Origin of the sequence: Amycolatopsis sp. NPDC048633 (genome assembly GCF_040650695.1) — a bacterium.
In the GTDB taxonomy this organism is placed as follows: Bacteria; Actinomycetota; Actinomycetes; order Mycobacteriales; family Pseudonocardiaceae; genus Amycolatopsis.
In genome coordinates, this window is record NZ_JBEZHS010000013.1 from 1 (window position 1) to 14,842 (window position 14,842).

Here is a 14,842-nt window from a genome sequence, read left to right on the forward strand (position 1 = left end):
GCCGAAGAGGGAGTCGAAGCGCCGCAGACCGTCCGGGGCGTCGGCTGCGAGCTCACGCGGCTCTCCTTACCGGCTCTTATGGCCGGTAAGGAGGCCTTCACGGCTTTGGGTGGAGCGTCAGCCGGCGTAGCGGGCGAAGATCCTCGTGAAGTCCCACGCCTGCTGGGAAACGCCCGAACACGTGTCGTCGTTCGGGTACGCCCCGGGGCAGGGGCGGTCGCGGTTGGCCGACCAGAACGTCAACCGGGCCAGGTGGTGCTGGTTCGCGTAGGCCAGGATGGTGGTGAAGTCGTTCAACGTGACTGTCTCGCTGTTGTCCGTGATGCCGTTCATCGACGAAATGCCCATGTGCCGGTAGGCCGTGTCGTCGTCGTAGCCGTAAGCCGACTTGACGACGTTCTTGAGGCCCTCGGCCGCGCGCTGGGTGAGCGTGCCCATGTTCTGGCCGGCGCCGCCGAAGTCGAACGGCATGATCGTCCAGCCGTCGACCGTGAGCCCGGACTGCGCCGCCCGGTTGACCAGGCTGTTGTCCGGACCGGACTGCCCGGTGCCGAACGTGACGTACAGCTTGATGCCCGCGTTGTTCGCCCGGATCGTCTTCAGCGCGTCGACCGTGCGCTGCTGCACCGTCGGGTTGCTGTAGGCGTCGGCCTCGATGTCGATGTCGATCGCCTTGAGGCCGTAGGCGTTGATCACCTTCTGGTACGCCGACGCCAGCTCACCCGCGCTGCCGCACGACGACTCCAGCTTGTTGCCGGAGTAGCCGCCGAACGACGGGATGACGTCGCCACCGCCCGCGCGCACCGCGTTGACCGTGTTCTGGTCGACGCCGCCGGTGAGCGCCCGGCCACCGTCCCACTGCGGGTTGCAGTAGCCGTTGGACAGGACGAACGCCAGCGTGAACCACTTGACGCCGGTGGCGTTCTGGATCGTCTGCGGGCTCGGCGGGTTGCCCCAGCCGTTGTAGAGGTACGGCGCGACGGCCATCACGCCCGGCCCGGTCGGCGGCGGGGTCGTGCCGCCGGACGGGAGCGTCCACTGCTGGTTGGCCGTGCTCGCACACGTCCAGATCTGCAGCCGGGTGCCGTTCGCGGACGAGTTCCCGGTCGCGTCGAGGCACTTGCCCGACCCGGTGTTGACGAGGTTCTTCGCCGCGTTGGCCGTCCACTTCTGGGCGTTGGAGCCGTTGCAGTCCCAGAGCTGGATCAGGGCGCCGTTCGCCGTGCCCGCGCTGGTGACGTCGAGGCACTTGCCCAGAGCCTGCAGCGATCCGTCGCTGCCGGTCGTCCACGCTTGCGCGTTCGAGCCGTTGCAGTCGTAGAGCTGGATCGCGGTGCCGTTGGCGCTGCTGGCCGCGTTGACGTCGACGCACTTGCCGGCGATGCCGGTGATCGGCCCGGTCGCCGCCTGCGCGGCGCCGGGGAGGAGGACCACGGCGGACGCGGCGATCAGGCCGCCCACCGCTGCCAATACTCGTTTCTTCATGCGGGCACGTTCCACTTCTGGTTGGCGGCGCCGGTGCAGGTCCAGATCTGCAGCCGGGTGCCGTTCGCACTCGTGTTTCCGGTCGCGTCGAGGCACTTGCTCGACGCCGCCCCGACGATGTCCTTGGCCGCCGTTGCCGCCCATCTCTGGTTGGCTGTCCCGCCGCAGTCCCACAGCTGCAGCTGGGCACCGTCCGCTGTGGACTGTCCGGTCACGTCGAGGCACTTGCCCAGCGCGCGGAGCGTGCCGTCGGTGCCGACCGTCCACTGCTGTGCGCCCGAGCCGTTGCAGTCGTACAACTGCACGGCCGCACCGTTCGCGCCGCTGGCGTTCGCGACGTCCAGGCACTTGCCGCCGAGGCCGGTGATCGGGCCGGTCTTGCCGGTGCCACCCCCGCCGCCGGTGCCCTGGTTGCCCGCCCAGGTGAACGTCGCCGACGTGTGGCCCGGCAGGGTGTAGGTGAACGAGGAGTTGCCCCAGTTCACGCGCACGCTCTGGTTGCCCGTGCTGGTGTTGTACGCGACGAGCGCCTTCGAGCCGTCCGGGTTCTTCCAGGCGACGTTGCGGACGGTCGAGTTGTCGTTCGAGTCGATCCGGTACGCGCCCGGCTTCACGAACTTCGTCAGGTGACCCATCGTGTAGTACTCGACGGTGTAGTCGACCTGGCCGTTGCGTCCGTCTCCATTGTGGACGGTCACCAGGCCGGTGCAGGTGTCACAGCCGCCGTTGTGCGGGTTGTGCGCCTGGTCCATCGCCAGGCTCCACTTGGTGACGGAGCGGCTCCAGTTGCGCGTGTAGTCGACGATGTTCGTCATGTCCTCGGCCTGCTGGTTCGACACCCAGGTGCCGCCCGAGTGCTCGGTCGAGTACGCGTTCACGCTCGGGTACTGGTTGTGCACGGTCGTCTGCTGCGAGACGTTGCCGCCGTAGCCGTGCCACGCCATGCCGCCGAAGTTCGGGTGGCTGCGGATCGCCGCGTCGTCCATTGTGGGCGCCGCGAAGGACTGGTACTGGTCCCAGTTCCAGTCGAGTGCGAGGACCTTTGTGGACAGACCGGCGTTCTGCAGCGCGGGCAGCAGGTTGGTCTTGGTGAAGTACGCCAGCCCCGCGCCGTTCCAGTTGGTCGACGGGTAGCTCGCGCAGCACGTCGGCTCGTTCTGCACCGACAGGTAGTTGATCGGCACGCCGGCGGCCTGGTAGGCCTGGACGTACTTGACGAAGTACTGCGCGTACGCCGGGTAGAACTGCGACTCGACCCAGCCGAGCAGGTAGCTGTCGTTGTCCTTCATCCACGGCGGCGCGCTCCACGGCGACGCCATGACCTTGATCTGCGGGTTGAGCTGCAGCGCCTGCTTGGTCAGTGGCAGGACGTCGGTCTGGTCGTGCGCGATGGAGAACTTCGTCAGGTTCGGGTCGGTCTGCCCGGCGGGCACGTCGTCGAACGTGTAGCTGTAGCGTGCGATGTCCGACGCGCCGATCGGGTTGCGCAGGAAGCTGATGCCGATGCCCGCATTGGGGTCGAACAGCTTCTGCATGACCGAGTTGCGGGTGCTGGCGCTGAGCAGGTTGCTCGAGTTGAGCAGCCACGCGGCGGAGTCGGTGAACGACGCGCCGGCGCCTTCGAACTGCTGGTACGTCGTGTTTTCGTTGACGTTGATGGTCTGGCCGCCGGTGCCGGTGCCCGCGGTGAAGCTGATCGGCGTCTGCTGCTGCAGGCCGCGGGTGACGTTGACACCCTTGGCGTCGTCTGTGGTGGTGAGCCAGACGTTCACGGTTTCGCCCGCGGCCTGCGCGGGCACGGCGAAGGTGGCCGCGGCGAGCGCGGTCACGCCTAAGAGGGCTGCGAGAGAGCGTTTCCTCATGGGAGCGTCCACTTCTGGTTCGCGCCGGACCCGCAGGTCCAGATCTGGAGCCGGGTCCCGTTGGCGGAGGTGTTGCCGGTGGCGTCGAGGCACTTGCCGGAACCGGCGTTCACGAGGTTCTGCGAGCCGTTGGCCGACCACTTCTGGGCGTTGGATCCGTTACAGTCCCACAACTGGACCGTGGTGCCGTTCGTGGTGCCCGCGCTGGTGACGTCGAGGCACTTGCCGAGCGCGCGGATCGTGCCGTCGGTGCCGACCGTCCACTGTTGAGCGTTCGAGCCGTTGCAGTCGTAGAGCTGGACGGCGGTGCCGTTGGTGCTGCTGGCCGCGTTCACGTCGACGCACTTGCCGCCGATACCGGTGATCTGCCCGCCGCCGCCGGTGGGCGGCGTGGTGGTGCCGCCGGCGAACTGCGTGGCGACCTGCTCGCCGAGGCTGGTGGCGTTGGTGTGGTTCTCGATCGGGTTGACGTGCGTGTTCGGGAACACGATGTACGTCACCGGGCCCTCGGTGCCGCCGTTGCTCGGGTCGGGGTTGATGCCGAGGTTGACCGCGGTCGCGTAGGACGCCTCACCGATGATGCTCGTCGGGCCGGTGTCGCCGACCACGGCGTAGGTGACCTGGTTGTTGTAGATCACCGCCACGACCGAGCCGCCGTCGATGCCGTAGTTGCGATAGTCCCAAGTGGACGTCGGCTGCGGCAGCACGATGTAGGGCAGCTGCGCCGCGTTGAGCGGCTGGTCGGTCGAGGTGTGGAACGCGGTGTCGGGGTAGAAGCAGCAGTCGGTGTTCTCGTTGCACTGTGTGGTTCGGACACCGTCGCAGTCGATGTCCATGTCGGCCTTGAAGAACACCGCGCCGTTGGCCTGGCAGACGGGCACGGTCGCCGCGCCGCCTTCGTCGAAGGAGTACTTGCCGTTCGAGATCTGCTGGCAGGAAGTCGTCTTCGCGAGCAGCTGGCTCGCGGACGGTCCGGCCTCGACGGCGGCTTGGGCGGAGCCGGTGGTGAGGAAGGAAAGCGCTAACAGGGCACACCCCATTAGCGCGACGAGAAATCGCCGCACTTGAATTCTCCTTGTGGGGGAAGGGAATTGTGAAGGGATAGGCGAGCCGGGCGGGGCCCGCCTATCCCGGTGAGCCGACTAGGGAGTGGTCCACTTCTGGTTGGCGCCGCCGCCGCAGGTCCAGATCTGCAGACGGGTGCCGTTCGCCGAGCTGTTGCCGGTGGCGTCGAGGCACTTGTTCGCGTTGGGGTTCACGATGTCCTTGGCCCCGCTGATCGCCCATTGCTGGGCGGCGGTTCCATTGCAGTCGTAGAGCTGCACCGCTGTCCCGTCGGCGGTGCCGGCGGCGTTGACGTCCATGCACTTGCCGAGGGCGCGGATCGTGCCGTCGGTGCCGATGGTCCAGTTCTGCGCGGCGTTGCCGTTGCAGTCGGTGATCTGGATCGGCGTGAGGTTCGCGCTGCTGGCGCCCGCGACGTCGACGCACTTGCCGCCGATGCCGGTGATCCGCCCGGTGCGCCCGCTCGGCGGGGTGCCGCCGCCGACGTCGTTGGTGACGTGGACGTAGTCGACGACCAGCTGCTGCGGGAACTGCGTGCTGCTGTTGGGGTCGCCCGGCCAGTACCCGCCGACGGCGAGGTTCATGATGAGGAAGAAGCCGTGGTCGTAGACCCAGCGGTTGCCGTTCAGGTCGGACGGCGTGCGCGTCTGGTAGAGGTTGCCGTCGACGTACCACTTGATCTGGTTGGGGGCCCAGTCGATGGCGTAGGTGTGGAAGTCGTCGGAGAAGTTGGGGCCGCTGTAGCCCGCGCCGATGCCGCCGGCGCCGGAGTAGCCGGGGCCGTGGATGGTGCCGTGCACGGTGTTCGGCTCGAACCCGACGTTCTCCATGATGTCGATCTCGCCGTCGGTCGGCCAGTTGCCGCCGCCGAGCATCCAGAACGCCGGCCACATGCCCTGCCCGCGCGGGAGCTTCATGCGCGTCTCGAAGTGGCCGTAGGCCTGGGTGAACTTGCCGGCCGTGTTGAGCCGCGCGGAGGTGTACTCGCAGCGGCCGTACCAGCAGTTGTAGTTGCCGGGGTTTTCCTTCTTGGCGGTGATGACGAGGTGGCCCTGGCCGTCGAGCTGGGCGTTGTTGGTGCCCGACGTGTAGTACTGCCGCTCGTGGTTGTTGACGTTGTCGCCGGTTTCGAGCTGCCACTTCGACCCGTCGACGGCGGCGCCCGCGGGGCCGTTGAAGTCGTCGGTGAAGGTGGCCGCGGCTTCGGCGGCGGGTGCGCTCAGCGCTTGCTGTCCGACGAACAGCAGCGAGGCAGCGGCGAAGAGTGCCGCTGCTCTTCGGAACTTTCGGAACGAGGTGGACATCGTTGTCGCCTCTCTCACCGGGGGGACCGGCGTTCCGCGCGCAGCACGGAACGCGGGGAGGGGGGAGGTGGCCTCGCATGCCGGGGCGGCGGCAGGCTCGACCGGCTTCACGACCCGGGGGCGGGGGTGGGGCGTGAGGTGGTTCAGACCTTTGTTGTGCCTGGCAACAAAGTATGCATGGTCCAGACAAGCCGGGCAACCGTCGGCCGGTCATTTTTTTTCAACCCGAATTAAGGGTGGGTTGGTGGCGGAAGAGGTTCCCGATCAGCGGGGCACGGTTGGCTGGGGTGTACTCCGTGGTGTGCCTTCCGGCACCCCGAAGCTGTCATTGTGACTACGGTCGGCAACACCGGGTCAAGGCGGGAAAGATGCCTTGACCCGGCGCTGCCGGCCGTGTTGTGGCTTCGGATCGGGGTGCGCGGGGGTCTGGGTTCTCGTCGGTGCTTGTTCTCGAGGTGGCTCGCCTGTGGAGCCGCCTCAGGCCGCGTCGGAGCTCGGGGCTCCCGGCTTCGCGATCCTCGACGTCGCGCCCTGGTCGAGCAGGTCCGCCACCGGCAACGTCGCCGCTCCTGTGGCCACCGCGTCCAGCCCCAGCGATCCCAGCTGGATCGACGTCTGGCTGAACGGGTGCCGCAATGCGTGCTCGCTCGCCGCTTCGCGGATTCGCGGCAGCAGCTGCTCGCCCAGCGCCAGCCCGGCCCACCCGCCGATCACGATGCGCTCCGGGTTGAACAGGTTGATCAAGTTCGCGATCCCCGCGCCGAGGTACCCCGCCGTTTCGTCGAGCACCCGCGCCGCCGCCTTGGACTTCGGGGCCGCCTCCAGCAGGGCCGCGAACTGGGCCTGCTCGTCCTCGCCCGGGACGTCCTTGCCGCGCACCCGCCGGTACCGGGCCAGCACCCCGCCCGCGCCGATGTACGCCTCCAGGCACCCGCGCGCTCCACAGCGGCAGTCCTGCCCGCCGTACGCGATCGTCGTGTGGCCCCACTCGCCCGCGCTGCTCGTCGACCCCCGGTACGTCGTTCCGTCCGTCACCACCGCCGCGCCGACGCCCGAGCCGATCAGCGCTATCACCGCGTGCTTCGCCCCGCGGCCGGCGCCGAACCACATCTCCGCCTGGCCCTGCGTCTTCGCGCCGTTGTCGATGAACAGCGGGAGCGTGACGCCGGCGTCCTGCAGCAGCGCGACGAACGGCACCGCGTCCCAGCCGACCGTCGGCGCGTGGACCAGGACCCGCGCGCCCTGCTCGACCGTGCCCGGCACGCCGATGCCGACGCCCAATACCGCCGAGTCGTCGATGCCCGCGCTCGCGAACACCTCCCGCAGCCCGGACGTCACCTGCTCGACCGCCGTCGCCGGGTCCGGTGCCTTCGGCAGGGGGTGCTCGACCGTCGCGAGGCGGTTCATCGCCAGGTCGAACAGCTCGACCTTGACGCCCGTTTCCCCGATGTCGACGCCCGCGACGTGCCCGTACGCCGGGTCGACGCGCAGCAGCACGCGCGGCCGGCCGCCGTCGGACTCGACCTGCCCCGCCTCCGTGATGAGCCGTTCTTCGCCCAGTTCGGCGGTCACGTTGCTGACCGTCGCCGCACTCAATCCGGTGAGCTGGCTGAGTTCGTGCCGCGACAGCGGGCCGTCGAAGTACAGTTTCGACAGCAGGAGGGAACGGTTGTGCCTCCGCAGATCACGGACGGTGGTGCGCTTGCTCGCCATGGGCAACCCATCTGAACTCTTACCGGCTCCTGACAGGATGCCCGATCGCCGTAAGTTATGGCTATGTATTAAGTAGTGAACTAAGTCCCGAACTGATGGTCGCACTGTGGTGCCCGGGGGTCGAACCCCCGTACCCCCCGCCGGAGGGCTCCGCCCCCCGGACCCCCCGAAAAGCGGGGGTGGTCTGGCACAATCCCCACGGTGACCCAGGTGGTACGCCAGACGACCAGAGACCTCCGGCGGCACAACCGCGCGGCACTCCTCTCCTCCCTGTACCTCCGAGGCCCCGTCAGCAGGCTGGAGCTAGTAGCTGAATCGGGACTTTCGGCCGCCACCGTTACCAACGTCGTCTCCGAGCTCATCGCGGACGGCGTCGTCGCGGAGGCCGGCTCGGTCGAATCCGACGGCGGGCGGCCCCGGACGCTGCTGGCCGTGCGGCCCGACTTCGGCCACGTCGTGGGTGTCGACGTCAGCGAGACGCACGTCGAAGTCGGCCTGTTCGACTGCGCGCTCGGGACGCTCGGCACGGTGCGTCACCCGCTCGTCGGCACCCGGCTGGATCCGGACGAAGTGGCCGGTTTGGTGCGAACCGGCATCGCGGAAGTGCTCGAAGGCGGCGAACCGGACGCGGTGTTCGGCGTCGGCATCGGCGTGCCCGGCGCGGTCCGCGACGGCGGGATCGTGCACGCGCCCACCCTCGGCTGGCGCGGCGTGGCCTTCGCCGACCTGATCCGCCCGCACATCGAGGCGCCGCTGCACCTGGACAACCGCGCCCGCACCCTCGGTCAGGTCGAAACCTGGCGCGGCGCCGGCCGGGGCGCCGAACGCGCCATCGTCGCCCTGCTCGGCGTGGGCGTGGGGGCCGCCGTCGCGACGGCCGGGCGCTCGCACCCGGACATCACGACCAGCGAGTGGGGCCACACCGTCGTCAGGGCGGGCGGGGCGGCCTGCCGCTGCGGCTCGTACGGCTGCCTGGAGGCCTACGTCGGTACCGAGGCGGTCGTCCGCCACTACGCCGACCGGGTCGGTAAGGAACCGGTCATCGGGGACGAAAGCGACGCCGAGCTGGCCCGCATCGTCGCCGAGGCGGCTGTCGAGGGCCCGGCCGCCGACGTGCTCGCCGAGGCCGCCGAATACCTCGGGATCGGCATCGCGAACCTGATCAACCTGCTCAGCCCGGATCGGGTGGTGCTTTCCGGCGCCGCGGGGGCGATCATGGGTCCGGCGATCCTGCCCGCCGTGCGCGACGCGGTGAGCCGGCACGCCCTCGACTACCTGGCCGGACGCACCGAGGTCGTCCTCGGCAGGCTCGGGCCCGAGGCGGTCGCGCTCGGCGCGGCCACCCTGCCGGTCGCGCAGCTGCTCGCCACGGGTGGCCGGACCGGCTGAAACCCTTGCGTCGCAAGGAGTAGTGCTACCGACAGGTCCAGACCGCCAGTTCTTTTATTACTTAAACTTAGGTACAAAACGTTACCGCCGTGTTATTGACGTGACCCGAGTCACCCGGGTTGACTTCTGGGCGTCGTTCGGTCGCCGGCGGTCGGGGCTCGCTACCAGTCGACACCACGCACGTCGTCGATGACAGTAGGAGGAACCGATGCGAGCCAAGCGCGCAGTAGTCGCAGCGCTAGTGGCAGTAATGGCCCTGGGTGGCCTGACCGCGTGCGGGAGCAGCAGCTCCGACGCAGGTCAGAGCAACCCGAACGCCGTGCTCAACGTCGGGAAGCCGGACGGCCCGCAGTCGGAGAACAACAACCCGTTCCTCGAGACGTCCGCCCTGTCGAACATGGGCTACCGGTGGATGATCTACGAACCCCTGGTCATGCTCAACCGCGTCAAGCCGCAGGAGCCCGGCAAGCCGTGGCTGGCGACGAAGTGGGACTGGTCGGACAACTACAAGAAGCTCGTCCTGACCGTCCGTGACGGCGTCAAGTTCTCCGACAACCAGCCGATGACCGCCGAGGACGTCGCCTACACGTTCCAGCTCCTGCGCGACAACAAGGCGCTGAACGTCGACGCGGTCCCGTTCAAGGACATCACCGCGGCCGGCAACCAGGTCACGCTGGGCTTCGACAGCTCGCAGTTCGTCAACCAGGTCAAGATCCTGCAGACGCTCGTCGTGCCGAAGCACGCCTGGCAGGGCATCAAGGACCCGGCGCTCGACACCGTGAAGAACCCGATCGGCACCGGGCCGTACACGCTCAAGTCGGCCACGCCGCAGACGATGATCGTCACCCGGCGCGACACCGGCTACTGGCAGGAAGCGCCGAAGGTCAAGGAGATCCGCTACACCTCCTACACCGACAACAACGCGCAGGTCGCGGCGCTGGTCAGCGGGGCGTCGGAGTGGAGCTTCGTCTTCATCCCGAACTACAAGGCCGTCTACACGAACAAGGACCCGCAGCACTACAAGCTGTGGTTCCCCGCGCAGCTGGCCGTCCACGGCCTGTGGTTCAACACCGAGAAGGCCCCGTGGAACGACGCGAAGCTGCGTCAGGCGGTCAGCAAGGTGATCAACCGCGACGACATCTTCAACCAGGGTGAGGCCGGCTACTTCTACCCGAAGAACGACCAGGTCACCGGCATCCCGACGCCGGCGGGCGACCCGTTCATCGCGCCGCAGTACAAGGGCCAGACGGTCAAGGTCGACGTCCCGGCCGCCAAGGCGCAGCTCACCGGCGCGGGCTACAAGTTCACTGGCGACAAGCTGACGGACCCGGGCGGCAAGCCGGTCACCCTCAAGCTCACCGTGCCGTCGGGCTGGTCGGACTACATCACCGACCTGGAGATCATCAAGGACAACCTGTCGCAGATCGGCATCACCGCGACGGTCGAGAAGATGAACCAGGACGCGTGGATCAAGTCGGTCGACACCGGTGACTTCGAGGGTCTGATGCACTGGACCAACGACGGTGCGACGCCGTACGACATGTACCGCGACGTCATGGACGGCAGCCGCTACAAGCCGACCGGCCAGGGTGGCATCAACGGCAACTACGGCCGCTACAAGAACGACGAGGCGACCCAGGCGCTCGCGACCTACGCCAACGCCGAGGACGACGCCGCCCGCACCGCCGCCATGGCGACGCTGCAGAAGATCATGATCGACCAGCAGCCGATGATCCCGACGTCGGCGGCGAACTCGGGCGGCGAGTACAGCACGAAGAACTGGGTCGGTTGGCCGGACGAGGCCAACCCGTACGGCCCGGCGCAGCCCACGCTGCGCAACGCGCTCGACATCGTCCTGCACCTGAAGCCCGCGGCCTGACCTATGGCGGACTCGGTTGTGACGACTGAACACGGGGACGGCCGCGGCGACGCGGCCGCCCCCGCCCCCTCCGACCCCATCGCCGTCGGGTCGGAGGGGGGCCTCCCCACCTCGAGCGAGGTGGTGCTCGAGGCGGCCGGGCTCACCAAGCACTTCCCGGTCCGGCGGAAGGGCCGCGCCGCGCTGGCCGGCCCGCGGCGGGCCGTCCAGGCCGTCGACGACGTGACCCTGATGCTCCGGCGGGGCCGGGTCACCGCGCTGGTCGGCGAGTCCGGCTCGGGCAAGTCGACGGTCGCCCGCCTGCTCGCGGGGCTCTACCCGCGCACCGGCGGGGACATCCGGCTGCACGGCGAGACCGTGAACATCCGCCGTGGCCGGGCGTTCCGCGCCTACGCCCGGCGGGTGCAGATGATCTTCCAGGACCCGTTCGCGTCGCTGAACCCGGTGCACACCGTGCGCTACCACCTGACGCGGGCTCTGAAGATCCACGGCCGGGCGGGCGACGACCTCGAGAAGTCGTTGCACGAACTGCTTTCCCGCGTGCAGATGACGCCGCCGGAGCGGTACATCGACAAGTTCCCGCACGAGCTGTCCGGCGGGCAGCGCCAGCGCGTCGCGATCGCGCGGGCGCTGGGCGCCGACCCGGAGGCGCTGCTGGCCGACGAGCCGGTGTCCATGTTGGACGTCTCCATCCGGCTCGGCGTGCTGAACCTGTTGCGGGACCTCAAGGAGCGCCTGGAGCTGGCGATCCTGTACATCACGCACGACATCGCGTCGGCGCGCTACTTCGCCGACGAGACGATGGTGATGTACGCGGGCCGGATGGTCGAGGGCGGCGACAGCGAGACCATCACGCAGAACCCGGCGCACCCGTACACGCGGCTGCTCATCGACTCCGCGCCCGACCCCGACCGGCTGGCCGGCGGGAGCGACGAGCTCGACCCCGGCGAGGTGCCCGCCGAGCGCGGGGCCGGCGAGCCGCCGAGCCTGATCGACCCGCCGCCGGGCTGCCGGTTCCACCCGCGCTGCCCGGTCGCGATGGAGCGGTGCAAGACCGACCTGCCGCCGCGGTTCGAGGTCGACGACGCGCCCGGCCACTGGGCCGCGTGCTGGCTGTACGACGGAGCCGCCCGATGAGGTTCCTGCTGCAGCGGCTGGCCTTCTACGTCTTCACCGCGTGGGCCGCCGTCACCATCAACTTCTTCATCCCGCGGCTGATCCCCGGCGACCCGGTGCAGTCGCTGATCGCCAAGAACCAGGGCATGATCAGCGCGGAAGCGATGCAGTCGCTGTACACGCTCTTCGGGCTGGACAAGAACGAAAGCCTGATCTCCCAGTACTTCGACTACTGGGGCCAGCTCTTCCGCGGTGACCTCGGGATCTCGTTCACGTTCTTCCCGTCGCCGGTCTCGGAGCTGATCGGCGACAGCCTGCCGTGGACGATCATCCTGGTCGGCATCACCACGATCGTCGGCTTCGCGCTCGGCACCGGGCTCGGCGTGGTGGCCGGCTGGAAGCGCGGCTCGTGGGTCGACGGCCTGCTGCCGGTGACGACGTTCCTCTCGTCGATCCCGTACTTCTGGCTCGGCCTGATCGCGCTGGCGCTGCTGGCCGGTCCGGGCAGCTTCTTCCCGTCGTCCGGCGGCTACGACCCGGGTGTGGTGCCCGGCTGGGACGGCGGGTTCATCGGCAGCGCGATCCAGCACAGCCTGCTGCCCGCGATCACCATCCTGATCAGCTCGATGGGCAGCTGGATCCTGGGCATGCGCAACATGATGGTCACCGTCGCGTCGGAGGACTACGTCACCGTCGCGCACGCCAAGGGCCTGCCCGAGCGCCGGGTGATGGTCGGGTACGCCGCGCGCAACGCGCTGCTGCCGAGTGTGTCCGGCTTCGCGCTGGCGCTCGGGTTCATCGTCGGCGGCACGCTGCTGGTGGAGATCGTCTTCTCCTACCCCGGCGTCGGCTACCAGCTGTTCCAGGCGGTCGGCTCGCAGGACTACCCGCTGATGCAGGGCATCTTCCTGATCATCACGCTGTCGGTGCTGGTGGCGAACCTGTTCGCCGACGTCGCCTACCTCGCGCTCGACCCCCGCACCCGGAAGGAGAGCTGACATGGCCGTACCCGCGGCGGACGTCAAAGCCGCCCAAGCTCTCCCCGTCGACGCGATCGCCGGCCGGGCGAAGCGCCGCCGGTTCCGGTTCCTGACCGGTGGCAAGACCGTCACCGGGCTCGCCGTCATCGTCTTCTTCGTGGTGATCGCGGTCATCGGGGAGTGGATCGCGCCGTACGACCCGTCGGCGCGCAGCAACGACCTGCTGGAGGGGCCGTCGGGGCGGCACTGGTTCGGCACCACCCACCTCGGCCAGGACATCTTCAGCCAGGTGCTGGTCGGCACGCGCAGCGTCATGCTCGTCGGGCTGACCGCCGGGATCGTGGCGACGATCCTCGCCGTGATCGTCGGCGTGACGTCCGGCTACCTCGGCGGGACACCGGGCGAAGGACTGTCCGCACTGTCCAATGTGTTCCTCGTGATCCCGGCGCTGCCGCTGATCATCATCATCGGCAGCGCGGTGCCCACCGGCGGCGACTACCTGGTGGCGGTGATCATCGGGTTCACGTCGTGGGCGTGGGGCGCGCGAGTCCTGCGCGCACAGACACTTTCGTTGAGAGGCCGGGAATACGTCGAAGCGGCCCGGGCGACCGGCGAGTCGACGTGGCGGATCATCTTCTTCGAGATCCTGCCCAACCTGACCGCGGTGATCGCGTCCAGCTTCGTCGGCACGGTGATCTTCGCCGTGATGTCGGAGATCACGCTCGCGTTCGTCGGCGTCTCCGGACTGTCCAACTGGAACTGGGGCACGATCCTGTTCTGGGCGCAGAGCCAGCAGGCCCTCGCGCAGGGCGCGTGGTGGTGGTTCGTGCCGGCCGGGCTGGCGATCGCGATCCTCGGCACCGCGCTGTCCCTGCTCAACTTCGGCATCGACGAGTTCGTCAGCCCGCGGCTGCGCGGCAGCGGCAAGGCGCGCGTCAAGGGCGCCGACGGACGGACGCATCGCATGCGCGTGGGCTTCACGCCCGTGCTCGGGCGGGAGGAACAGTCATGATGGACCCGGTCCTGGAGATCAAGGGCCTGGACGTCGACTACGGCGTCGGCGACGAGGCCGTGCGCGCGGTCCGGGACGTGCACCTGACGCTGCACCGCGGCGAAGTCCTCGGTCTGGCCGGGGAAAGCGGCAGCGGGAAGTCCACTTTGGCCTACGGGCTGACGCGGCTGCTGGCGCCGCCGGGCGTGATCCGCGGCGGCCAGGTGCTCTACCACCCCGCCGACGGCGAGCCCTACGACGTCCTGAAGCTGACGGACAAGCAGCTGCGCGACTTCCGCTGGGCGGAGACGTCCATCGTGTTCCAGGGCGCGATGAACTCGCTGAACCCGGTGCACAAGGTCGTCACCCAGCTCGTCGACGTCATCAAGGCGCACGAACCGCGGTCGACGCGGTCGGGGCGGGTGGCCCGCGCTCGCGACCTGCTCAAGCTGGTCGGGATTTCGGCCGACCGGCTGGAGGCCTACCCGCACCAGCTCTCCGGCGGCATGCGCCAGCGCGTGATGATCGCGATGGCGCTCGCGCTGGAGCCGCGCGTGGTCATCATGGACGAGCCGACCACCGCGCTCGACGTCGTGATGCAGCGCCAGATCCTCGGCCAGCTCGTGGAACTGCGGGAGCGGCTGGGCTTCTCGGTCCTGTTCATCACGCACGACCTTTCGCTGCTGGTGGAGTTCTCGGACCGGATCGCGATCATGTACGGCGGCCGGATCGTCGAGCAGGCGCCGGCGGCCGAGCTCTACCGGGACGCGCTGCACCCGTACAGCCACGGCCTGCTGAACTCGTTCCCTGCCCTGCGGGGGCCGCGCCGAGAGCTCAGCGGCATCCCGGGTTCCCCGCCGGACACGCGCGGGATGCCGGCCGGCTGCGCGTTCCACCCGCGGTGCCCCAAGGCCTTCGAGCCGTGCGACTCGAAGGTGCCCGAGCTGGGTCTGCCGGGCGGCGACCCGTCGCGCGAAGTGGCGTGTTTCCTGCACCCCGTCGGTACCAGCGCCGCAACTCCCTGAACGCCGTCCGTCCTGTCCGGTACCACTGGAGGA

The 14,842-nt window shown here is 68.9% G+C and carries 11 protein-coding genes; 6 read left to right on the plus strand and 5 right to left on the minus strand.

All coding sequences use genetic code 11. The annotated features are described in order from the left end of the window. Positions 1-117: 117 nt before the first annotated feature. From AB0C38_RS23200 to AB0C38_RS23220, 5 genes are all read right to left on the minus strand, one after another. On the minus strand, positions 118-1,485 hold the full coding sequence (locus tag AB0C38_RS23200) for a ricin-type beta-trefoil lectin domain protein (protein WP_360676788.1): 1,368 nt from the start codon (positions 1,483-1,485) through the stop codon (positions 118-120). Beyond that, positions 1,482-3,314: a ricin-type beta-trefoil lectin domain protein gene (locus AB0C38_RS23205; protein ID WP_360676790.1), complete on the minus strand. Its 1,833-nt coding sequence runs from the start codon at positions 3,312-3,314 to the stop codon at positions 1,482-1,484. Before AB0C38_RS23205 ends, AB0C38_RS23200 begins: the two co-directional genes overlap by 4 nt. A 29-nt stretch (positions 3,315-3,343) precedes the next feature. Next, entirely contained in the window at positions 3,344-4,411 is a 1,068-nt protein-coding gene (locus tag AB0C38_RS23210) for a ricin-type beta-trefoil lectin domain protein (RefSeq protein ID WP_360676792.1), read from the minus strand. A 78-nt stretch (positions 4,412-4,489) separates the two neighbouring features. Beyond that, entirely contained in the window at positions 4,490-5,716 is a 1,227-nt protein-coding gene (locus AB0C38_RS23215) for a family 16 glycosylhydrolase (RefSeq protein WP_360676793.1), read from the minus strand. 477 nt (positions 5,717-6,193) lie between these two features. Then, positions 6,194-7,429, minus strand: a complete 1,236-nt coding sequence (locus AB0C38_RS23220; protein ID WP_360676795.1) for an ROK family transcriptional regulator — start codon at positions 7,427-7,429, stop codon at positions 6,194-6,196. Between the two features lie 201 nt (positions 7,430-7,630). Here AB0C38_RS23220 and AB0C38_RS23225 point away from each other — a divergent pair, with 201 nt between their 5' ends. The 6 genes from AB0C38_RS23225 to AB0C38_RS23250 all read left to right on the plus strand — a co-directional run bounded on the left by AB0C38_RS23225 (position 7,631) and on the right by AB0C38_RS23250 (position 14,809). After that, a complete protein-coding gene (locus AB0C38_RS23225; RefSeq protein WP_360676797.1) occupies positions 7,631-8,818 on the plus strand; it encodes an ROK family transcriptional regulator in 1,188 nt (395 codons plus the stop codon). 250 nt (positions 8,819-9,068) lie between these two features. Beyond that, positions 9,069-10,697 carry an ABC transporter substrate-binding protein gene (locus AB0C38_RS23230; RefSeq protein ID WP_360676799.1) on the plus strand — a complete coding sequence of 543 codons (1,629 nt, stop codon included), beginning with the start codon at positions 9,069-9,071 and terminating at the stop codon, positions 10,695-10,697. An 18-nt stretch (positions 10,698-10,715) separates the two neighbouring features. After that, entirely contained in the window at positions 10,716-11,834 is a 1,119-nt protein-coding gene (locus AB0C38_RS23235) for an ABC transporter ATP-binding protein (RefSeq protein ID WP_360676801.1), read from the plus strand. Further along, a complete protein-coding gene (locus tag AB0C38_RS23240; RefSeq protein WP_360676803.1) occupies positions 11,831-12,811 on the plus strand; it encodes an ABC transporter permease in 981 nt (326 codons plus the stop codon). The genes AB0C38_RS23235 and AB0C38_RS23240 overlap by 4 nt, the downstream gene beginning before the upstream one ends. A 1-nt stretch (position 12,812) precedes the next feature. Continuing rightward, the gene (locus AB0C38_RS23245; RefSeq protein ID WP_360676805.1) at positions 12,813-13,805 is read left to right on the plus strand and encodes an ABC transporter permease; all 993 of its coding nucleotides are present in this window, start codon (positions 12,813-12,815) and stop codon (positions 13,803-13,805) included. Beyond that, on the plus strand, positions 13,802-14,809 hold the full coding sequence (locus AB0C38_RS23250; protein WP_360676807.1) for an ABC transporter ATP-binding protein: 1,008 nt from the start codon (positions 13,802-13,804) through the stop codon (positions 14,807-14,809). The genes AB0C38_RS23245 and AB0C38_RS23250 overlap by 4 nt, the downstream gene beginning before the upstream one ends. The last annotated feature ends 33 nt before the right edge of the window (positions 14,810-14,842 follow it).